The sequence below is a fragment of the Streptomyces sp. NBC_00162 genome (assembly GCF_024611995.1).
Classification (GTDB): Bacteria; Actinomycetota; Actinomycetes; order Streptomycetales; family Streptomycetaceae; genus Streptomyces.
The window spans coordinates 1,298,692-1,318,500 of the sequence record NZ_CP102509.1; the positions used below are offsets into that span (position 1 = coordinate 1,298,692).

Annotated in this window: 17 protein-coding genes and 3 pseudogenes; 6 read left to right on the top strand and 14 right to left on the bottom strand. The window is 73.6% G+C overall.

Annotated features, from left to right (window positions below; translation table 11 throughout):
- Both JIW86_RS06780 and JIW86_RS06785 read right to left on the bottom strand, forming a co-directional pair.
- Window positions 1-420, bottom strand: a complete 420-nt coding sequence (locus JIW86_RS06780) for an LAETG motif-containing sortase-dependent surface protein (protein ID WP_257552943.1) — start codon at window positions 418-420, stop codon at window positions 1-3.
- Window positions 421-462: 42 nt separating this feature from the next.
- A pseudogene (locus tag JIW86_RS06785) lies at window positions 463-1,952 on the bottom strand (PLP-dependent aminotransferase family protein).
- A 29-nt stretch (window positions 1,953-1,981) separates the two neighbouring features.
- Here JIW86_RS06785 and JIW86_RS06790 point away from each other — a divergent pair.
- Both JIW86_RS06790 and JIW86_RS06795 read left to right on the top strand, forming a co-directional pair.
- Window positions 1,982-2,932: an EamA family transporter gene (locus JIW86_RS06790; RefSeq protein ID WP_257552944.1), complete on the top strand. Its 951-nt coding sequence runs from the start codon at window positions 1,982-1,984 to the stop codon at window positions 2,930-2,932.
- A gap of 32 nt (window positions 2,933-2,964) precedes the next feature.
- Window positions 2,965-3,855 (top strand): helix-turn-helix domain-containing protein, encoded by an 891-nt coding sequence (locus JIW86_RS06795; RefSeq protein WP_257552945.1) that lies wholly within the window; start codon window positions 2,965-2,967, stop codon window positions 3,853-3,855.
- Here the strand turns inward: JIW86_RS06795 and JIW86_RS06800 are convergent.
- The 4 genes and pseudogenes from JIW86_RS06800 to JIW86_RS06815 form a co-directional block, all read right to left on the bottom strand.
- Window positions 3,833-7,240: an endo-alpha-N-acetylgalactosaminidase family protein gene (locus JIW86_RS06800; RefSeq protein WP_257552946.1), complete on the bottom strand. Its 3,408-nt coding sequence runs from the start codon at window positions 7,238-7,240 to the stop codon at window positions 3,833-3,835. The genes JIW86_RS06795 and JIW86_RS06800 overlap by 23 nt on opposite strands.
- 174 nt (window positions 7,241-7,414) lie before the next feature.
- Entirely contained in the window at window positions 7,415-7,789 is a 375-nt protein-coding gene (locus tag JIW86_RS06805) for a YbjQ family protein (protein WP_215149110.1), read from the bottom strand.
- Between the two features lie 52 nt (window positions 7,790-7,841).
- Window positions 7,842-8,524, bottom strand: a pseudogene (locus tag JIW86_RS06810) (response regulator).
- Window positions 8,499-9,725, bottom strand: a complete 1,227-nt coding sequence (locus JIW86_RS06815) for a sensor histidine kinase (RefSeq protein ID WP_257552947.1) — start codon at window positions 9,723-9,725, stop codon at window positions 8,499-8,501. The pseudogene JIW86_RS06810 and the gene JIW86_RS06815 overlap by 26 nt, the downstream one beginning before the upstream one ends.
- 437 nt (window positions 9,726-10,162) lie before the next feature.
- On the opposite strand from JIW86_RS06815, the gene JIW86_RS06820 reads away from it, so the two are divergent.
- Entirely contained in the window at window positions 10,163-10,657 is a 495-nt protein-coding gene (locus tag JIW86_RS06820) for an SH3 domain-containing protein (protein ID WP_257552948.1), read from the top strand.
- A 15-nt stretch (window positions 10,658-10,672) separates the two neighbouring features.
- Here the strand turns inward: JIW86_RS06820 and JIW86_RS06825 are convergent, their stop codons facing one another.
- The 6 genes and pseudogenes from JIW86_RS06825 to JIW86_RS06845 all read right to left on the bottom strand — a co-directional run bounded on the left by JIW86_RS06825 (window position 10,673) and on the right by JIW86_RS06845 (window position 15,467).
- Window positions 10,673-11,035 (bottom strand): NTP pyrophosphohydrolase, encoded by a 363-nt coding sequence (locus tag JIW86_RS06825; protein WP_257552949.1) that lies wholly within the window; start codon window positions 11,033-11,035, stop codon window positions 10,673-10,675.
- 8 nt (window positions 11,036-11,043) lie between these two features.
- Window positions 11,044-13,329 (bottom strand): AAA family ATPase, encoded by a 2,286-nt coding sequence (locus tag JIW86_RS06830; protein ID WP_257552950.1) that lies wholly within the window; start codon window positions 13,327-13,329, stop codon window positions 11,044-11,046.
- Window positions 13,330-13,386: 57 nt separating this feature from the next.
- A complete protein-coding gene (locus JIW86_RS06835; protein WP_257552951.1) occupies window positions 13,387-14,016 on the bottom strand; it encodes an epimerase in 630 nt (209 codons plus the stop codon).
- A 52-nt stretch (window positions 14,017-14,068) separates the two neighbouring features.
- Window positions 14,069-14,341 (bottom strand): VOC family protein, encoded by a 273-nt coding sequence (locus JIW86_RS06840; RefSeq protein WP_257552952.1) that lies wholly within the window; start codon window positions 14,339-14,341, stop codon window positions 14,069-14,071.
- Window positions 14,342-14,424: 83 nt separating this feature from the next.
- A pseudogene (locus JIW86_RS42085) lies at window positions 14,425-14,517 on the bottom strand (VOC family protein); the annotation flags it as partial.
- A 71-nt stretch (window positions 14,518-14,588) separates the two neighbouring features.
- Window positions 14,589-15,467 carry a tellurite resistance/C4-dicarboxylate transporter family protein gene (locus tag JIW86_RS06845; RefSeq protein ID WP_416237530.1) on the bottom strand — a complete coding sequence of 293 codons (879 nt, stop codon included), beginning with the start codon at window positions 15,465-15,467 and terminating at the stop codon, window positions 14,589-14,591.
- A gap of 325 nt (window positions 15,468-15,792) precedes the next feature.
- On the opposite strand from JIW86_RS06845, the gene JIW86_RS06850 reads away from it, so the two are divergent.
- Entirely contained in the window at window positions 15,793-16,245 is a 453-nt protein-coding gene (locus tag JIW86_RS06850; RefSeq protein ID WP_257552954.1) for a DoxX family protein, read from the top strand.
- Between the two features lie 22 nt (window positions 16,246-16,267).
- Here JIW86_RS06850 and JIW86_RS06855 read toward each other — a convergent pair whose 3' ends face one another.
- Both JIW86_RS06855 and JIW86_RS06860 read right to left on the bottom strand, forming a co-directional pair.
- The gene (locus JIW86_RS06855) at window positions 16,268-16,954 is read right to left on the bottom strand and encodes a response regulator (RefSeq protein WP_257552955.1); all 687 of its coding nucleotides are present in this window, start codon (window positions 16,952-16,954) and stop codon (window positions 16,268-16,270) included.
- Complete coding sequence (locus tag JIW86_RS06860) at window positions 16,951-18,156, bottom strand: sensor histidine kinase (protein WP_257552956.1); 1,206 nt, start codon at window positions 18,154-18,156, stop codon at window positions 16,951-16,953. The genes JIW86_RS06855 and JIW86_RS06860 overlap by 4 nt, the downstream gene beginning before the upstream one ends.
- A 131-nt stretch (window positions 18,157-18,287) precedes the next feature.
- Here JIW86_RS06860 and JIW86_RS06865 point away from each other — a divergent pair, with 131 nt between their 5' ends.
- Window positions 18,288-19,181: an ABC transporter ATP-binding protein gene (locus tag JIW86_RS06865; protein ID WP_257552957.1), complete on the top strand. Its 894-nt coding sequence runs from the start codon at window positions 18,288-18,290 to the stop codon at window positions 19,179-19,181.
- Window positions 19,182-19,190: 9 nt separating this feature from the next.
- Window positions 19,191-19,766 carry a YdeI/OmpD-associated family protein gene (locus JIW86_RS06870; protein ID WP_215149121.1) on the top strand — a complete coding sequence of 192 codons (576 nt, stop codon included), beginning with the start codon at window positions 19,191-19,193 and terminating at the stop codon, window positions 19,764-19,766.
- The last annotated feature ends 43 nt before the right edge of the window (window positions 19,767-19,809 follow it).

Below are 19,809 nucleotides of genomic sequence, written 5' to 3' on the forward strand. Positions count from 1 at the left end.
TCAGCCGTTGGCGCGGCGCCGCACGGTGTACAGGGTCCCGGCACCGGCGGCGATGAGCACGGCCGCCCCGGCCCCCAGTGCGGCGGTGGTCGCGGAGGAGCCAGTATGCGCGAGCTCGGGCCCGCCGGGCGAGACGGCCGGTGCGGGCGCGGCACCCGGAGCCGCGGGGGCGGCGCTGGGCCGGGCGCTCGGCTCGACGCTGGAGGCGGGAGCGGGAGCGGAAACGACGGGCTTGCCCCCGTCGGCCGGTGCGGGGGCGGCGCTGGGCTGCGCGGAGGCAGGAGCAGGAACGGGAGCCGGCGTGGCCGAGGCGCCGCCGGTGGCGGACGCCGGCCCGGCGAGAGCGACGACCACTCCGGCTGCGGCCGCGGTGACGGCCGCCCGGCAAAGGGTGCGGGGGACTCGCTTGTGGTTCTTCACGGTGGTTCTCCACGGTCGGGTCGAGGGCGCGGGACCGCACCTTCACCCCCGCACGACGCGCGACCCCCGCCGAGGTTGCCGCCGATCGCCGAGAATTTTCCGCAGGGCCGTGCCCAGCGTGGCGACACCCTCCTCGATCTCGCCCGCCGAGCCGGCCGCGTAGCCCAGGATCAGGCCCGGCGGGCCCGGGGCGAGGCGGTGCCACGACAGCGGGTGGGTCTTGACCCCCAGGGCCAGGGCCGCCGAGGCCAGCGCGGTGTCCTCGAAGTCGGCGCCGTCGAAGGTGACCATCAGGTGCAGCCCCGCGGCCGCGCCGTGCACCCGGGCCCCCGGCAGCCGGTCCGCGACGGCCCGGAGCATGGCGTCCCTGCGGCGGCGGTGGCGGCGCCGGACGAAGCGCAGGTGCCGCTCCAGCTCCCCCGAGTCCATCAGCCGGGCGAGGACCAGCTGGGCGAGGACCGGGTTGCCGAGGTCGGCGTAGCGCTTGGCGGCGGTCACGGCCTCGCTCAGGCGCGGCGGGACCAGGAGCCAGCCGAGGCGCAGGGCCGGGGCCAGCAGCTTGGAGACGCTCCCGGCGTAGCAGACCCCCTCGGGCAGCAGGGCGCGCAGAGCGGGGACGGGGGCCCGGTCGTAGCGGTGCTCGGCGTCGTAGTCGTCCTCGATGACCACTCCCCCGTCGGCCGCCCAGCCGAGCAGTTCCCGGCGGCGCTCGCCGTCGAGCACGACCCCGGTCGGGAACTGGTGCGCCGGCGTGAGCAGGACGGCCCCGGCCCCGCTCGCCCGGAGCCCGGCCACGTCCAGCCCGAGCTCGTCCACCCGTACCGGAACCGTCTCCAGCCGCCCGTACTCCAGCTGCTGCCGGGCCCCGAGCGAGCCGGGATCCTCCACCGCGACGCGGCGTACCCCGTCCTCCCGCAGGACCTGCGCCAGCAGCCCCAGGGCCTGGGCGACTCCCGCGACGATCACCACCTCGTCGGGGTCGGCGCGGATCCCCCGGTTGCGGGCCAGCCAGCCGACGACCGCCTCGCGCAGTGCGGGCGCGCCCTGCGGGTTGCCGTAGCCGAAGTCGGCCGGGGTGAGTCCGGCGAGCACCCGGCGCTCGGCCTGGAGCCAGGCGGTACGGGGGAAGGCGGTCAGGTCGGGGACCCCGGGCGAGAGGTCGATCCGGCAGGGCACTGCCCGCAGGGCGTCGACCAGCCCCCGCGCGCGGGAACGGCCGCGGGCACGGCCACCGGCGGCGGGGCGGCGACCACCACGGTGCCGCCCCGGCCGCGGCCGGACACCTGGCCGCTCTCCGCGAGCCGTTGGTACGCCTCGGTGACCAGCCCCCGGGAGACGCGGAGTTCGGCGGCGAGTACGCGGCTGGCCGGGAGCCTGCTGCCGACCGGCAGGGTGCCGTCGGCGATGGCGGCGCGGAGCCGGCCCGCCAGCCAGTCGGTGCGGCCGCCGGGCGGGGCCTGGCCGATGTCGAGCTGGAGGAAGTCCGATCCGCTTTTGGACCCCTCGCTCGCGCCTTCATTGGACCTGCTCACAGGACCATTGTGCAGCGAGGCTGGACGACATGAAGAGCATGAAAGCCACGAAGGGCGCGAAGGCCGCACAGACCCCGTCCCCCGCCTTCCGGGACCTGGCACCCGGCATCGCCGGGATGGCGCTGGTGGGCAGCAGCGTCACCGTCTCCCGCTCCCTCGTCGACGCCCCGCTGTTCGCCGTCCAGGCCGTCCGGTACGCGGCCGCCGCACTGCTGCTGCTCGCCCTCGCCCGGGCCGCCCGGGTGCCCGTCCTGCGGCCTCGCGGCCGTGAGTGGCTGTGGCTGGCCGGGGTCGCGGCGACCGGGCTGGTGCTGTTCAACGTGGCCGTCGTACGCGGGGTCGCGCATGCCGAACCGGCCGTCATCGCCGTCGCGGTGGCCTCCGTACCGATTCTGCTGGGGCTGATCGGCCCGTTCCTGGAGGGCAGGCGGCCCAGCCGCCAGGTGCTGATGGCGGCGCCCGTCGTGGTGGCCGGGGCCGTACTCGTGGAGGGGACGGGCCGGACCGACGCCGCCGGGGTGGCCTGGGCGGCGCTCGCGCTGGCCTGCGAGGCCGGGTTCACCCTGCTCGCCGTGCCGGTACTGCGCAGGCACGGCCCGTGGGGGGTGTCCGTGCACGCGGTGTGGATGGGTGCGGTGATGCTGGCGGGCCTCGCGATGTGTCTCGAGCACCCCGCCGACCTGCTGGAACTCGGCGCGGCCCAGTGGGCGGCCGCCGCGTACCTCGCCGTCCTGGTGACGGCGGTGGCGTTCCTGCTCTGGTACCGCACGGTGGCCGCCGTGGGCTCCGGCCGGGCCGGACTGCTGACCGGGGTCGCGCCGCTCGCCGCGGCGGGCACCGGGGTCCTCACGGGCGGCGGGGTCCCGGGACCGGCGGTGTGGCTGGGCCTGGTGGTGGTCATCGCCGGGCTGGCGGCGGGACTCCGGCCGCCACGCCGCGCGGCCGAGCCGCTCCCGCACCGCGAGCCCGCTTCCCCTTGAGGGCGCCGGGCCTTGTGGATCACAATCCGCAGATGGCGACGCCCTCGTACAGCGGTCCCCCGTACAGCGGTTCCCCGTACAGCAGCTGGATGCGGTACTTCTCCCCCACCGCCAACCACCGCAGACTCGGCCTGGTCTGCCTCGGGGTGGGGGTGCAGCAGGGCGAACTGCCGGTCGTGGGACCGCGCTTCCTCGACCACCACGTCGCCGTGGTGGTCACCCGCGGCCGGGGCTGGTTCAGCCACGGCGGCCGGCCGCCCCAGCCGGTGACCGCGCCCGCGCTGCTGTGGCTGGTCCCGGGGGTGGAGCACCACTACGGGCCCGATCCGCGGACCGGCTGGGACGAGTGCTTCGTCGACTTCACGGGCAGCAGCGTGGAGGCGTACACCGACCTCGGCTACGTCACCCCGGACCGGCCGCTCGTGCCGCTGAGCGGGACGGCCGGGGTGCAGCACGTGGTCGACGGGATCGTACGGGCCGCCCGGCGCGGCGGCCCGCTGCTGGAGGTCGAGGCCGCGGCCGCCGTGCACGGACTGCTGGTGGCGCTGCGCTACGCCCGCGCCGAGGTGTCCCGGCACGGGGACGCCGTGATGGACACCCTGGCGCGCGACGCCCTGCTGCCGATATCGGTGGCCGAGCACGCCGCCCGGCTCGGGATGCCGCTGCCCCAGCTGCGCTGGGCGGTGCGGCGCAGTACCGGGGAGGGGGTCAAGGAGTACCTCCTCGGGATCAGGCTGAGCCGGGCGAAGGAGCTGCTCGCCCGCACCGACCTGCCGGTCGCCGGGGTCGCCCGGCGGGTCGGTTACGAGGATCCGGCCTACTTCAGCCGGCTGTTCAGCCGCCGGGTGGGCATGGCGCCCGTGCGGTTCCGGGCACAGCAGTCGGCGGGCAGGACACCTCCTACGGCACGTAGCCGACGGTGAGTTCCGCGACCGAGGTCCAAGGGTTGTCCGCCACCTCCCTCGTAGCTTTGAGCTTCACGTAGCGCGCGGTGCGCGGCGTGAGGGCGACGTCCTGCTGCGACGTCGTGTCGGCGAAGGCCCCGGAAGCCGCCGCCAGCCCCCAGGTGACGCCGTCGGTGGACGTGAACACCTGGTAGTCGGCGATCCGTCCGTTGCTCTGCGTCTGCCGGGGCAGGTAGTGGAGGGCGGAGACGTTGTAGGAGGCGCCGAGGTCGAGGGTGATCTCGTGCGGCATGGGCGCGGTGGCGGCGTACCACTGGGTGTGCCAGATGGTGGAGCCGTCGCCGTCCAGGACGTTGGCGGCGCCGCCGTTCTCGCCGGTGGTCTCCTGGCTGTCGACCGCCTTCACGCTCATCTGGCTCTGCGGTACGAGGAGTTCACCGCCGCCGACCGGGCCGAGGTCGTCGACGGTCAGGTCGTCGAGGATCAGGTCGGCCTCGTTGTGGGAGTTCTCGGGGGTGACCTTGCGTACGCCGACCCAGGCGTCGGCCCCGGCGGTGAAGGTCTTGGTGAAGGTGGTGGGGGTACGGGCCTGGTTCAGTGCGGTGGCGGTCTCGGTGGCCCCGGATCCGGTGATGAAATGGTAGTCGCCGCTGAATCCGGTCTCGTAGCGGAAGGTCACCTTGTAGGAGCGGCCCTGGACCAGCCGCAGGGTCTGCGGCAGGGTGCGGTAGACCAGTCCGGTCCGCTCCTCGTGCGACTTGAGGGAGTTCTGGCCGCCGATCACGTCGTCCACCAGCTTCCCGCTCCACCCGGCCTGGGTGTAGGGGGCGTTGCGCTGGGCGATGTGGGTGCGGGGGTCGGTGGCCGAGCCGCCCGCGCCGCCGAAGGCGAAGGGGCCCCAGCCCGCGTCGGCGTTCTCGAAGTCCTCGGCGAACCAGTGCCCGGCGAGCGGGGTGCGGGCGGAGCGGACCACGCGGACGTCGTCCAGGTAGACGGTGCCCGGTCCGGCGGCGGCGGACAGTTTGAGGGTGGCGGTGGACTGTCCGGACGGGACGTCGAAGAGCACCTTCATGCGCTGCATCTTGGTGCCGTTCTTCTCGCTGCCGCCGAGGTTGTTCGTCAGCGGTGAGGAGTCGGCGTACACCGAGGCGGCGGCGCCGCCGGCGGGGGTCGCGGTGAGGGTGGCGGCCCGGCCGGCCGGGGTGGAGACCCAGACGGAGGCGGCGTAGGTGCCGGGGGCGAGGCCGGTGAGCTGCTGGGAGACGGCGGGGGTGGTGCCGGGGGCGAAGGTGAGCTCGCTCTGGCCCTGGGCGTTGCGGGTGACGGCCGCGCCGGTCCCGGTGACGGTCCAGGCGTTCAGATTGCCCGAGTGGAACGACGGGTCCTTGACCGGGGTGCCCTCGCCCCACTTGGGGTCTGCCGGGGCGGGGACCGCGCCGTTGGTGACCACGTAGGCGGTGCGGGCGGCGGCGTTGATGGTGACCTGGCCGCCCGTTCCCACGGTGAGGTCGCCGACCAACTGGCGGCCGGTGTCGGTCAGTTTGTAGAGCTTGGGCGCGCTCCAGCCGGCGGGCAGGGTCCAGGTGGTGGAGCCCGCCTTGTCGTTCCAGTGGTAGAGCTTGCCGTCGCGGGGCAGCAGGTAGGCGTCCCCGGACAGGACGGTGCGGCCGGCCGTGGTGATCTGGCGCTTGTTGCCCGTGGTGGTGACGGTGGTGCCGTTCGCGAGGGTGACCGCGTCGGCGGTCCACTTCACGATCGGGGATTCCTGGAGGTACTTCGTCGGCAGGTTGACGGCGAAGGTGGTGTTCAGGAAGGCGGTGAAGTCCTTCTTGCCCTGCCAGCCCTCGTACGCGGTGACCTCGGCGCCGCCGAGCAGCGGACTGCGGGCGATCCAGTCGTCCTTGGCGTGGTTGGCGATGAACCGGGCGATGGTGGAGTTGATGCCCTTCAGGTCGCTGCCGCCGTAGTCGACGTCGGTGGCCCAGTGGTGCCAGAGGGACTGTTCGGTGAGGGTGTTGGGGAACTCCGTGGTCAGCTGGAGTCCCATCCCGGTGATCTCGCGCTGGAGCTTGCGCGAGACGTAGCCGTCGCCGTACCAGACGTCCACGTACAGGAAGTCCAGGCCCGGGGCGGCGGCCTTGAGGTCCTGGAGCCGCTTCAGCCGCTGCCCGGACTGGCCGTCCTTGCGCGTGTCCACGTAGTAGGACTGGTCCAGCCAGTCCCAGCCGAGTCCGCCGCTCTGGTGGGCCGGGTCGAAGGTGGCCGAGACCGGGTACTCCTCGGTGGCGTTGACGTGCACGCCGAAGTCGGCGTTGTAGGCGTGACCTGCGGTGGTGAGGGTGTTCAGGTCGACGGCGCCGCCGAGCTTGGAGCCGATGTTCTTGTAGTCCATGTGCGCGGAGTCGTGGCCCTCGGAGGCGTAGCCCTTGAGGAGGACGAACTGGCCCAGGCCGTCGGTGGCGAGGTTGACCCGCTTGGTCTCGTCGAGGGTCTGCGCGAACGGGTGGGTGGCCTGCGAGGCGAAGTTGAAGGGGATCCGCTGCACGACGCGGTCGGCGGTGTCCTGCCAGCCGGTGGGCGGGGTCCAGATGTCGCGGTAGGCGACGGCGGCGTCCTGCCAGTCGACGGCGGAGTCCGCGTTGCGGTCGGCCGTGACGGCGATCCGGACGTACGGCAGGGGCTCGGTGTCGGTGTCCGCGGCGCCGGCGGCCCGGTGGAGCCAGGCGCCGCTCCACAGGCCCGCGCGGCGGTAGGAGCCCTTGTCGGTGACCCGCTTGGATATCCGGCCGTTCTCCCGTGCGGTGCCGCCCGAGGGCGTGTCGTACAGGGAGTTGGAGTCGATGGCGGCGGCCAGTCTGCCGGTGTTGGCCAGGCCGTACATCACGGTGGTCGCGGCGGGGTCGACGGGAGTGGTCGCGGTGACGGGGGTGAAGGTGTCCCCGGTGCCGGTGGTCGCGGTGTGCATGGTCGCGGTGGACAGGGCGGCGCCCGGCTGATCGCTGCGGACGCTGACGAGGTTGTGGTCGGGGATCGCGAAACTGCGTACGCGCAGCGCGGCGGTGTCCTCGATCGCGGTGACCTTGAACTCCACGACCGAACCGGCCACCGAGAGGCGGGATCTGACGGTCACTCCGGAGAAGGCGAGTGCGTAGTCCACGCCCGAGGCGGAGGGGGTCGAGGTCACCGTGGGGGTGTAGCTCGTCCCGTTCACGAGCACGGTGCTCAGCACGTCTTCGTTGCCGTGCAGGACGTCACCGGTGGCCCGGCGGGTGTAGCTGATGACGCGGGGGAAGCCGCTGTCCACGCTGACGGACAGTTCGGGCGAGGTGATCGTCACGGGTGCGGCCGCCGCGGCGGGTACGGCGGGTGCGGCCACGACCAGGGTGGCGACCAGGCCGGCCACCGCGGCTGCGGCCGGCCAGAGGGGTTCGCATCGGACCTCCGGGAGTCGGCGCTTCCTTGGCGGAAGACCGCTCGGCACGAAGGCCCGAGCGGTCCGCTCACTGACCTGACAGCTTGCGGACCGGGGCCGGGCAGGCCCATGGACAAAGCGGAGCGCCGTCCTGGACTTACGTACTCAGGTGGAGGCCGGGACCAGGATGACGGCGGTGCCGTAGGCGCACACCTCGGTCCCGATGTCGGCGGCTTCGGTCACGTCGAAGCGCATCATCAGGACGGCGTTCCCGCCCCGCGCCTTCGCCTGCTCGATGAGCCGTTCCATGGCCTGGTTGCGGGTCTGCACCAGGGTCTTGGTCAGACCCTTCAGCTCTCCGCCGATCATCGACTTCAGGCCCGCGCCGATCTGGCTGCCCAGGTGGCGGGAGCGCACGGTGAGCCCGAAGACCTCCCCGATGACCCGCTCCACCCGGTAGCCGGGCACGTCGTTGGTCGTCACGACGAGAACGCCCGTCTGTTCGGCCCCGGGGCCGCCGCCGTAGTCTTCGATACCCATGGCACCCACTCTTGCCCGGCCCGCCGCCGCCCGCATCCGGAGGCGGCCGCGATCAGGGCATTCGGGCGGCGAAGCCGAACTCGTGGGCCACGACCACGGCCTGGGCGCGGCTGGACAGCCCCAGCTTGCTCATGCAGCGGTGCACGTGCGTCTTGACGGTGGCGGCGCTCAGGACGAGGCGCTCGGCGATCTCGGCGTTGGGCAGGCCGGCGCCGACGAGGGCGAGCACCTCGCGCTCGCGCGGGGTCAGTGCGTCCAGCCCCGGGTGCGGGGGCGGGCGACCGGGGCGGCGTACGTGTCGATCAGTCCGCGCAGGGCCCGGGGGCTGAACAGCATCTCGCCCGCGTGCACGGTGGCGATGGCGGCGAGCAGCCGGTCGGGCGGGGTGTCCTTGACGAGGAACCCGCTCGCGCCGACCCGCAGGGCACGGAAGACGTACTCGTCGGAGTCGAAGGTGGTGAGCACGAGCACCTTCGGCCCGCCGTCCGGACCGTCCGGGCTGTCCGGGCCGTCCCCGCGTGCGGCCAGGATCCGCTCGGTGGCGGCGATCCCGTCCGTGCCGGGCATCCGGATGTCCATGAGGACGACGTCGGGCCGGGTCTCGGCGGCGAGCCGGACCGCCTCCTCGCCGTCCGCCGCCTCGCCCACGACCTCGTAGCCGGGCGCGGCGGTGAGCAGCGCCGTCAGTCCGGACCGGATCAGGAACTGGTCATCGACGACGAGTACGGACGGCATCCGCGTCACCCCCTCCCGGTCGGGGCACGGGAATCCGCAGGCTGACCGCGAAGCCTCCCCCGGGGGCGGGCCCAGCGGTCACCGTGCCGTGGTAGATCGTCGCCCGCTCGTGCATGCCGATCAACCCCTGACCGGCCGTTCTTCCCGGACCGGCCGGTATTGGGGCCGGTACGCGCCCCCGGCCGTCGTCGTCGACGCCCACGCGGACCTCGTCCGCACCGTAGTGGACCCGGACGGTGGTGTCCGCCCCCGGGGCATGCTTGATCACGTTCGTCAGTGCCTCCTGGACCACTCGGTACGCGCACAGGTCGATCCCGGGCGGCAGGTCGTACGCCGTCCCCGTGATCCGTACGCGGACGGGCACCCCGGCCTCGCCGACCCGTTTGACCAGCTCGTCGAGCCGCCCGAGCCCCGCCACCCGGCCGTCGTGCTCCTCCGGGGCGGGCCGCGGTCCTTCCTCGCGGAGCACGAGCAGCATCCGTCGCATCTCGGCCAGCGCCTCGCGGGCACTGTCCCCCACGGTGTCCAGGGCCTTGCGGGCGGTCGGGAGGTCTGAGGAGAGCACGTAGGAGGCGAGCCCGTTCTGGACGGAGATCACCGAGACGTGGTGCGCGATCACGTCGTGCAGCTCGCGGGCGATCCTGATGCGTTCCTCCACGACGGCCCGGCGGGCCTTCTCCTCCTGCTCCAGCCGGAGTTGGCGGGTGAGCTCGCGCAGCCTGCGGGAGCCGTCCCCGGCGACCCAGCAGACGACGGTGGCGACGGTGACGAAGGCCATGCTCATCGGTACGACGCCCGGCTCGGCGAGCCGGGTGCCCCACAGGAGCACGGCGAGCGCCCCGGCCGCGGCCTTGGCCGAAACCCTGCGGGGGCACAGGGAGGCCACGGTGTAGAGGGCGGTGGCCAGCCCGCACGCGGCGACCACGTGGTAGTAGCCGAGGGTGAAGTAGACGCCGGCCCAGAGCCCGGTGTTCACCAGGATCGCCACGGGGTGGCGGCGGCGCAGCACGAGCGGCAGGTAGATCACGGCGAGCAGGGCGTAGGCGAGCGCGTCGGTGTCGCGCCAGTAGTCGTGGGGGTCGGGCCAGTTGTGGAGCAGCGTGGACGACATCCACATCGAACCGGCGGCCCATACGATCTCGCCGACGGCCGGAAGTACGGCGCGGATCCGGACCACTGCCGGATGTGCGGACAACTGCACGTCAACCCCCTCGTGTACACCCCTGGTTGTACAGGGTCGCCACCCGAGGGGGTAGGCCGGTTTCAACCCGTGGATGGGCGCGGCCCGTGATCGGCCGCCCGTAGATTCTCCAGGGCCGGTTCACCGGCCGGCACGGCCTCTCCCCCCGGGGCCCTCGTCGCGCGGCCGTGCCCGTTCGGGGGCGGGCACGGCCCCGCTCGCGCGCCGGCGTCGCTCCGGGTCGGGTGAGCCAGGCGGTGGAGACCGGCAACGGGCCCGGGTGTGGAGGCTGACGCCCCGTCCGGCAGGGGCGCATATTGGGCATATCGGGCTACAGTGCGGTGAGCCACCCACGTGAACGGCGCTGCCGTCGCCATAGTCGTCCCTGGCGACCGCCAGGTCGCCGCCCCGCGCCGCGCGCCGCGGCCGGGCGGATGTCTTCGTAGAGGAGCCGGCTCATGCTGAAGCCCACCAGGACCATCCTCGCTCTCGCCGCCGGAAGCCTGGTGCTCGGCCTGGTCGGGGCCGGGGCCGCGGTCGCGGACGAGGAGCCGATGGCCGGCGCCGCGTCGCAGCAGATGGTGGCCCAAGCCCGGTACGCGTACGGCAAGGTCGTCTCGAAGGGCAAGCTGAAGGTCCGCAGCAAGCCGAGCACCCACTCGCGGGCCGTCGGCTACGTGTACCCGGACCGCAAGGTCGAGATCAAGTGCAAGAAGTACGGTGAGTCGGTCGACGGCAACGCCATCTGGTACCGCCTGGCCGACGAGAACGGCTCCGAGGAGAACGGTTCCGAGGAGAACGGCAACAACGAGAACGGCACCTGGCCGGGCAGCGGCAACCCGAACGCCGGCACGGGCGGCAGCGGTGGGAGCGACGACAAGGCCTACGACGGCAAGCGCTGGGTCTCGGCCCGCTACGTCAAGAACCTCACGACGGTGCGCTACTGCCACTGACCCCGGGCGAGCCGGTCAGCGGTCCGGGCGTACGGCGCGCGGCCCCACGCAACGCGCCCCGTACGCCCGGACCCGCTCGCGCAGTTCGCGGTCGGCCGTGACCACCACGCAGCCGCGGTCCGCATGGGCCGCGGCCAGCTCCACGATCCGGTCGTCACCGCTCCCGGGCGCCGGGTCCACCCGTACGCCGGGAACGGATTCGACACCCCGGGCGGCGCCTTCGACGACGAGGATGATCTCCTCGTCCCCGCCCCGCGCCGCCAGCCGGTCGCGCAGCCGCTCGGCCGCGCCCCGCCGGTCCCGCCACCAGCCGTCCGGTACCGAGCCGACGACATTGGCGCCGTCCACGATCAGCACGGTCCCCGTCGAAGCGGCCAAGACACCCCCTAGAAGTCGCCGTAGTTGACCTGCCAGGTGGGCAGGCCCATCCGGCGCCAGACCGCGACCACCCGGTCCCGGTCGTCGAGGGAGACCCGTACCGCGTACCGATGCCGTACGTGCGCGTCGAAGAGCTCCGCCTTCACCACGTCGTCGCGGCGCGTGTCTCCGGCCGCGCGCATCCACAGCTCGTCGTACGGGACCCTGTGCCGCGCCAGCCAGGACTCGGTCTGCGGGCGGTGCTCCTCGCTCCGCCCCGACAGCAGCACGATCACGTCGCCGTCGGCCCGCCGGAAGGCGTCCAGGGCGTGGCGGACCGGCTCGTTGAGCCGGTCGAGCTCGCAGCGCGAGAAGTCGTACGGGCCCCGGTCGCCGATCAGCGCGAGCGTCCCGTCGATGTCGCACATCACCGCGGCGGGCAGGGCCGGGTCGGCCACGTACTCCCGCACCGGCGGCACGGCCGTCTCGCCGGAGGTGCCGTTCAGCCACTCCGCCGTCAGCCGCCAGCCGCCCTTGCGGGCCTTCTGGTGCTTGTCGGCCAGGATCCGGATGATCTCCTCGCCGACCTGGTCCTCCCGGGCGGCGTCCCGGCGCAGGCACTCCTCCAGCGGGACGTCGGTGAAGTCGTGCACGACGAACGTGGCGAGTCCGCCGACCGCCGCCTTGAGGCGCTTCGGGATGTGCTTGGTCAGGTGGGTGTTGTCGACGACCACGTCGAAACCGCCGTCGACGGCCGCGCGGACCGCCGCGTCCTGGACGGCCAGCACGGTCTGCTCGTGCGCGTAGGACCGGCCCCGCTCGGGGTCCGGCAGGTCGAGCATGCGCCGCAGGTCGTCCAGGTTGACGCGGCGCATCCGGCCGCCGGACCGCGCCTGGAGGGCGCGGGCCGCGGTCGTCTTGCCGGAGGCCGGCAGACCCGTCATGACGTGCACGACGGGCAGCGCGGGCTCCTGCGGGGCGCGGTCCTCCGGACGGGCCGCGGCCGGGGCCGGGCCGGGAACGCGCGGCGCGGCCTTGGGCGCGACCTCGGGCGCCGCCTTGGGTACGGGTGCTCGCACCGCTTCGGGCGCGGCTTCGGACACTGCCTGGTCCTCCTCGTCGGTGGTGTAGGGGTCGCCGGTCTCGGGCCGCACGTGGCGCCAGGTGGTGAGCTCGGTCGGGCGGCCGTCGAGCCGCATGAACATCGCGGGGCGGATCTCCCGGTCCTCCAGTTCCCTGACCGCGCGGGCGAAGGCGCCCCGGTCGCCGGCCAGGTGCACGAGTCCGGCGTAGGCCTCGTCGATGGCCTGCTCGTGGCGCGCGGCCTCGCCCTCCAGGCGGTCGATCACCTCGCGCACCCAGGTGTCGAACTCGTCGGGCACCTGCTCCAGCAGCGCGTCGAGCGGCTTGCCGCCCGACGCCTCGATATCGGCGACCGTGCAGTTCAGACCCTGGGCGAGCTGCTTGGCGGGCAGGCCGGCGAACCGCTGGATGCCGTGGCCGCGCCAGATGTCCCGCTCGTTGACACCGGTGAGCACCTTGTGGAGCCGTACGTACTCGGACAGCTTGGCCTTGGCGCGCACGCCCGAGGCGAAGCGCAGCACGAAGCCCTCCGCGTCGGTGCCGTTCGCCGCAGCGCCGCCGGGCAGGGTGTTGGACTCGGTCAGCGCGATCAGCTCGTCGAGGGGCATGGCGGGCCAGACGGTGACGACGGAGCCGATCCCCTGCCAGTGGGGCGCGGCCTCGGCGAGCGGGACCTCGGTGCCGTCCGCTCCGAACGCGGCGAGGAGGACGAGGTCGCGGCGGTTGCCGTAGTCGACGACGATGCGGTTCTGGGGGTACAGGATCTCGGCGAGGTAGGTGGTGCCGGGGCGCAGCGCCGCGGTGTCCCTGGTGTCGAGGAGGCGCTGGGCCCAGGTGGCCTGGGCGCTGATGAAGGAACCCTTGGAGGCGACCCGCCAGCGGTCCGCGTAGTGGAAGACCACGGCGAGGCTGCCGTCGACCTTGTCGTACACCTCGAACGGCTCGTCCGGCAGGGCGGGCGCGTAGGGCTGACCCGACTCGTGCTCGCCGACGTTGAAGAACTTCGGCAGCGGCAGGGCGACGATCGCGCCGGTGGTGTCGTCGGCGACGAGTCCGCGGCAGCGCGTGGTGACCTGGTTCCAGACGCGCTCGTACTGGGCCGTCCGCGTGTACGTGTAGATGGACAGCGGCAGTTCGGGGTGCGACTTGCGGGTCACGTACCCGGCGTCGATCGAGTCCGCCAGTGCCTGTGCGGGCAGTATGTCATGGAGAGTCAGGCGGTCCTGGCTCATGGGTTCCTCCCGGTTTGAGATGGCTGATTCTCGCCTGCGGGAGGGTCTGCCCGGTAGTCAATTATGCCTGGTCGCGGCACCGCCCAGCCGGTTGATGTCCTTCGGGTGCAGGGTGCGGCCGGCGACCTCGGTGCCGGGTGAGGCGACGGCGATCATGGCGCGGCCCATCGCCTCGGAGGGGATGACGAGGTCCGGCGCGATCCGGCGTACCAGCGGGATCAGGGGTGTGGTGACCGCGTAGAGGATGCGGTTGAGCCGGGCCTTGGAGGGCACGCCGCGCACCGGCTGGACGATGCCCGGGCGGAACATGTAGGCCTGGAAGGGCAGTTCGAGCAGGTCGTTCTCGGTCTGCCCCTTGACCCGGGCCCACATGGACCGGCCCTGCCCGGTGCTGTCCGTGCCCACGCCGGACACGTAGACGAAGGTCAGGCGGGGGTTGGCGGCGGCGAGGGTGCGGGCCACCGCGAGGGTGAGGTCGTGGGTGATGCGCCGGTAGGCCTCTTCCTTCATCCCGACGGAGGAGACGCCGAGGCAGAAGAAGCAGGCGTCATAGGCGGCCAGGTCGAGGTCGGCGGCGGAGAGGTCGGATGGGTCTTCCTGGACCCGTTCGCGCAGTTTGGGGTGGGTGACGCCGAGGGGGTGCGGCCGATGGCGAGGACGCTGGTGACGGTGTCGTCGCGCAGGCATTCGCGCAGCACGCCGCGGCCGATCATTCCGGTCGCGCCGAAGAGGATGACCTTCACGCGAAGTCCGCTTCGTGGGTGATGCAGAGCTCGTTGCCCTGCGGGTCGGCGAGGGTGGTCCATGCCGAGGGGCCCACCCGGCCGTCGTGGAGGAAGGTCGCGCCCTTGGCGAGCAGCCGCTCGACCACGCTCTTCGGGTCGTCGGAGCCGATGCGGACGTCCAGGTGGACGCGGTTCTTGACGGTCTTGGGCTCGGGGACGAGCTGGAAGAGGATCCGGGGGCGCGCTCCAGGCCCTCGGGGTGGCGGATCGCGGCACCCAGCTTCCACACGAGGGTGCCGCGGTGGGTGGTGGTGTCGTCCTCGCTCGCGTGGCCCGCGGCGATCAGGCCGCGGATGAATGCCTCGTCGCTCGGCTCCACTTCCCAGCCGAGGGCGTCGGCCCACCAGTCCGCGAGCGGGTGCGGGTCGGCGGAGTCGATGGTCACCTGGAACGTGTAGGCCATGCCGGGACCCTACTGAGCGGACACCGCGGCCGCCACAGGAGCCGGCGGGCGGGGCAGGGGGTACAGGGGGGTCATGGCCGGGAGGTCAGGTGGGCGGTGAGGAACGTGACGAAGGTCAGCAGCCAGGCGGCGACGGCGATCCAGAGCAGGACTTCGCCCAGCGGGCGCAGCCACGGCAGTCCGGTCGGGTCCGCCGCGGAGAGGCAGGCGGTGGCCGTCATGCCGAGCGGGAAGACGGTGGCCCAGCGCCGGATGTCGTAGTGCGGCCGGGGGTGGCGCAGTTCGGCGCCGAGGAGGACGGCGTACCAGACGAGGGACAGGGCCAGCACGATCAGCGTGGCGGTCCGCAGGGCCGTGTGCCCCGCACCGGTCCATACGGGTGACGCCGTGAGCTTGGCGCCGGCCAGGGCGCAGATGGACAGCGCGCCGCCCGCCACCCAGTGGTCGCCCGCGCCGCCGATGACCTCGCGGAGGTCGAAGCGGACCAGGGCCGCCACGTAGAGCAGCAGCCCGAGGCAGAAGGCGGCCAGTGCCGCCCAGGCCAGCCAGTCGGGGTAGCCGGCGGCGGCGAGGGTGGCCGCGAGCACGGCGAGCCCCTCGGTGGCGACGCAGACGAGGAACGCCGCCCCCGGCATGCGCCGCCGCCAGTGCCGTACGACCCCCAGCAGCAGCCCTGGCCAGAGCACTGCGGCCAGCGCCAGCAGCGCGGCGGCCACGCTCTGCCACCCGAGCTGCGAGAGCCGGGTTCCGAGCACGGTGGTGGCGGCGACGGCGGTGAGCGCGGCCGGGGTGTCGGCCTCGGCCCGGAACCTCCCGCGGTCCCCCAGCAGCCGGGCCGTGAAGTCGGCGGCGAGAACCAGCCACAGCGCCCCGGAGAGGGCCAGCGCGATCAGCGAGAGCACCTCGTACCCGGTCAGGTGCAGGCCGACGGAGAGGATGCCGGCGGCCATGACGGCGGCTCCCGCCGCCGGCGGGAGGCCGGTCCACCAGGCGCGACCAGAAGGAGGGCTCGAAGGAGGGCTCACGCCTCCAGCGGACCTCAGCGCTCCGCTGCCCGCCAGCGGACGGGGGCTCCGCCGGGCCGCCTCCGCGCGCCGCCGGTGTCGTCCCCGGGGGCGGGGTAGCGTCGCCACCGCTCGTCCGGTGGCCGGAACTCGATCTTGCCAGAGTGGTTAGGCCTACCTAACCTTTGGCTCGCCCGAGTGCGCGTCCCCCATTCCCGCGCACCACACCGGCCACCACTTCGGGACCCGTCCCCACCGAAGGAGCCCCCACATGACTCCCCTTCTCGACAGAAACCAGCCGTACGCCGTCGCCCTGTTCCGGATCGTCACGGGACTGCTGTTCGCCTCACACGGCGCCGCCTCCCTCTTCGGCGTCCTCGGCGGCGCCCACGGCGGCGGCACGGTCCCCGTCGGCGCCTGGCCCGGCTGGTACGCCGCCGTCATCCAGCTGGTCGCCGGCGTCCTGGTCCTCCTCGGCCTCGGCACCAGGGCCGCAGCCTTCGTCGCCTCCGGCTCGATGGCCTACGCGTACTTCAGCGTCCACCAGTCCCAGGCCCTGTGGCCGTTGCAGAACGGCGGCGAGCCCTCCGCGATGTTCTGCTGGGCCTTCCTGCTGCTGGTGTTCACCGGCCCGGGCGCGCTCGCGCTGGACGGGCTGTTCGCCTCCCGGACCTCGGGAGGCCGCAGCCGGGGCGAGCGCAGCCCGGAGGCCGTGGCCGCCTGAGGAATCGTTTCCCGGCCGATACTCAGCGCGGCGCTGTGACCAGGCCCATCTCGTAGGCCGTGATCACGAGATGGACCCGGTCCCGGGCTCCGAGTTTGCTGAACAGGCGCGCCACGTGCGACTTGGCCGTGGCCGCCGAGATGAACAGCTCCTCGGCGATCTCCGCGTTCGACCGGCCCCGCCCCACCAGGGTGAGCACCTCGCGTTCGCGCTCGGTGATGCCCTCGACCGGCCGCGGGCCCCCTGCCGCCGGCGCGGGACGGGGGCCCCGGACGATGTCCGCGATCAGGCGGCGCGTCACCCCCGGCGCGATGAGGGCGTCTCCGGCGGCGACCACCCGGATCGCCGCGAGGATGTCCTCCAGGGCCATGTCCTTGACGGCGAATCCGCTCGCACCGGCGCGCAGCGCCCCGTAGACGTGGTCGTCCTCGTCGAAGGTGGTGAGGACCAGGACGCGGACCGCCTCGCTGTCCGCGGTGATCAGCCGGGTGGCCTCGATCCCGTCCATGCCGGGCATCCGGATGTCCATCACCACGACGTCCGGGCCCAGTTCGCCGGCGAGGCGGACCGCCTCGGCGCCCGTCCCGGCCTCGCCGACGACTTCCAGGTCGGTGGTGTCGGCGATGAGCACGCGCAGGCCGGACCGGACCAGCGGCTGGTCGTCCACGAGCAGGACGCGGATAGCCTGTGCCACGGGTGCGCCGGTCATCGGAGCTCCTCCGCCGCGGCCGCGGTGACGGGCAGCGGGAGGGCTGCCTCGACCCGGAAGCCGCCGCCGGGGCGCGGCCCGGCGCTGAACCGGCCCTGCAGCAGGCCGACCCGCTCGCGCATCCCGGTGATGCCGAATCCGGACCGCTCGAATCCGGACCGCCCGGCGCCGCCCGGCGTGCCGCGTCCCTCGTCGACGATCTCCAAGGTCAGCTCCTCGGCCCCGTGCCCGATGGTCACCCGGCAGTGCCCGGTGCCGGCGTGACGGACCACGTTGGTCAGCGCCTCCTGCACGATCCGGTACGCCGACAGGTCGATGTCCGGGGGCAGTTGACGCTCCGCACCCTCCCGGCGTATCTCGACGCGCACTCCGGCGTCGGCCGTGGTCCGCACCAGTGCGTCGAGGTCCGCGAGGCCGGGGGCCGGGCCGAGCGGCGCCTGCCCGTCGCCTGCGTCGGGCTGGGCCTGGCGCAGGGCGACCAGGGTGCGGCGCAGGCCCGACAGGGTCTCGCGACTGGTGGCCTCGATGGCCCGCAGGGCGGCGCGGGCCTCGGCCGGCTGGGTCTCGATGACCCGGCTGCCCACCCCCGCCTGGATGGCGATCACGCCGATGCTGTGGGCGACCATGTCGTGCAACTCACGGGCGATGCGCAGCCGTTCGGCGGTCACGGCCTCGGACACCTCCTTGCTGCGCAGGTCGACCGTGTGCTCCCGGCGTTCGCGGATGACGAGGCCGGTCAGGTAGACGGCGCCCAGGGACAGGAAGGCGATCAGGCTCGTGCTCATCAGGTCATAGGGCCCGCTCGTCAGCAGCGCGATGGCCGGGCACTCCACGACCAGCACCAGGACGACGGCGATGATCCCGGCGCGGCGCGGGCGGGTGGCGACGATGACACCGACGACGAGGTCCGACGCCAGGAAACCCAGGAGCCGGCCCGGGGTGTGGTCCCTGGCCGCCCCCGCGACGAGCGCGCCCGCGAGGAGGGTCAGTACCAGTGCCACCATGGGCCGGCGGCGCAGCAGTCCGGCGAGCGGGGTCAGCGCGAGCAGCAGCACCGCCCCCAGGAGCGGGCCGGCGGCGTCGGGCACCCCGCCGATGAGCAGGCCCACGACGAGGAGGTGGAGCGCGGCCCCGCCCCAAGTCCTGAGGCCCGCCCCGCGTTTCGGCATGGGGATGGTCGCGGCGTTCGTTGAATCGTCCATGCCGTGACCGTAACCAGCGGACCCGGGCCCGTGCATCGGCCCCCGGATGTACACCCCCGGGACGGTGCGCCCGTGGCATTGCCACCGCCCGTCCGATGCGCGCCGGCGGCCCGCCCGGGCAGGCTGGGCGCGTGATCGAGGTCAGGGAACTCACCAAAGTGCACGGCGCCACGGCTGCCGTCGACCGGCTGTCCTTCACGGCCGGGCCCGGCACCGTCACGGCGCTCCTCGGACCGGCCGGGGCGGGCAAGACCAGCGCGCTCCGGCTGATCCTCGGGCTGGACTCCCCCACGGCGGGCACCGCCGCCGTGGGCGGCGTCCCGCTGCGGGGCCGCCCGCGCAGCCCGCACCAGGTCGGGACCCTGCCGGAGCAGGCCGCCCTGCCCGGCCGGAGCACGGCCGCCGCGCTGCTGAAGACACTGGCCCGCCGCCACGGAACCGGGTCGGGGCGGGTCGCCGAGGTGCTGGCGGAGACAGGCCTGGCGCGGGAGCCTCGGCGGCGCGTGGGAACGTACTCCCCGGCCATGCGGCAGCGGCTGCGCATCGCCGCCGCCCTGCTCGGGGATCCCCCGGTGCTGCTCCTCGACGAACCCCTGGCCGGTCTGGACGCCGAGGGCCTGCGGTGGGCGCGCCGGCTGCTCCGGGCATGGGCCGCCGAGGGCCGGACGGTCGTGATCACCGGCGAGCGGGCGGCCGAGATCGCGGGGACCGCCGACCGGCTGGTCGTCCTCGGCCGGGGCCGGCTGGTCACCACCCTGTCCGCGGCGGAGTTCGCCGCCCGGCACGCCACGAGCCGGGTCGTGGTGCGTACGCCGAGCGGCGCCGAGCTGGCCGCCGTGCTGACCGGCGAGGGCGCGACGGTCGTACGGTCGGGCGCGGCGGGCCGCGAGCAGCTCGCCGTGACCGGTACGACGGCGGAACGCGTCGGCGCGCTCGCCATCGAGCACCGGATCGTGATCCTCGAACTGGACACCCGGCCGCCCTCGCCGGAGGAAGCCCTGCAGGAGCTCACCGGCGGCCTATAGCGTGGGCTCATGGACGAGTTCGACGGAGTGGAGATCATCGCCTTCCCGGACGCCGAGGCGTTCGAGGGCTGGCTGGCCGAACACCACACCCGCCACGAGGGCGTGTGGATCAAAGTGGCGAAGAAGAAGTCCGGCATCCCGTCGGTGAGTGATGACGAGCTCGTCGACACCGGTCTGTGCTACGGCTGGATCTCCGGGCAGCGGCGGGCCCTCGACGCGACGCACTACCTGCAGAGGTACGTGCCGCGCCGGCCCCGGAGCCTGTGGTCGCAGGTGAACGTGGACAAGGTCGCGATGCTGACCGCCACGGGGCGGATGCGCGAACCGGGACTGGCCGAGGTGCGCAGGGCGCAGGCGGACGGACGGTGGGCGGGGGCCTACGAGTCGCAGAAGACGGCGGCGGTCCCGCCCGACCTCGCGGCGGCGCTCGAGGCGAACCCGGCGGCCCGCGACGCGTTCGAGGCCCTCGACAGGACCGGCCGCTACCTGGTGGCGCTGCCGCTGCTCCAGGCACTCACCCCGGGGACGAGGCAGGTCCGGCTCGACCGCGCGGTGCACATGCTGGCGACGGGCGAGCGGGCGTAGGAGTGCGTACGAGGGCGTAGGAGGCCGTGGAAGGGCGTGGAAG

Excerpts from the sequence above, each read along its gene's own strand:
- JIW86_RS06795 (WP_257552945.1), top strand. The coding sequence starts at position 2,965 with ATGGCGACGCCCTCGTACAGCGGTCCCCCGTACAGCGGTTCCCCGTAC.
- JIW86_RS06805 (WP_215149110.1), bottom strand. The coding sequence starts at position 7,789 with ATGGGTATCGAAGACTACGGCGGCGGCCCCGGGGCCGAACAGACGGGC.
- JIW86_RS06830 (WP_257552950.1), bottom strand. The coding sequence starts at position 13,329 with ATGAGCCAGGACCGCCTGACTCTCCATGACATACTGCCCGCACAGGCA.
- JIW86_RS06820 (WP_257552948.1), top strand. The coding sequence starts at position 10,163 with ATGCTGAAGCCCACCAGGACCATCCTCGCTCTCGCCGCCGGAAGCCTG.
- JIW86_RS06870 (WP_215149121.1), top strand. The coding sequence starts at position 19,191 with ATGGACGAGTTCGACGGAGTGGAGATCATCGCCTTCCCGGACGCCGAG.
- JIW86_RS06850 (WP_257552954.1), top strand. The coding sequence starts at position 15,793 with ATGACTCCCCTTCTCGACAGAAACCAGCCGTACGCCGTCGCCCTGTTC.
- JIW86_RS06860 (WP_257552956.1), bottom strand. The coding sequence starts at position 18,156 with ATGGACGATTCAACGAACGCCGCGACCATCCCCATGCCGAAACGCGGG.
- JIW86_RS06855 (WP_257552955.1), bottom strand. The coding sequence starts at position 16,954 with ATGACCGGCGCACCCGTGGCACAGGCTATCCGCGTCCTGCTCGTGGAC.
- JIW86_RS06845 (WP_416237530.1), bottom strand. The coding sequence starts at position 15,467 with ATGGCCGCCGGCATCCTCTCCGTCGGCCTGCACCTGACCGGGTACGAG.
- JIW86_RS06790 (WP_257552944.1), top strand. The coding sequence starts at position 1,982 with ATGAAGAGCATGAAAGCCACGAAGGGCGCGAAGGCCGCACAGACCCCG.
- JIW86_RS06835 (WP_257552951.1), bottom strand. The coding sequence starts at position 14,016 with ATGCCTGCGCGACGACACCGTCACCAGCGTCCTCGCCATCGGCCGCAC.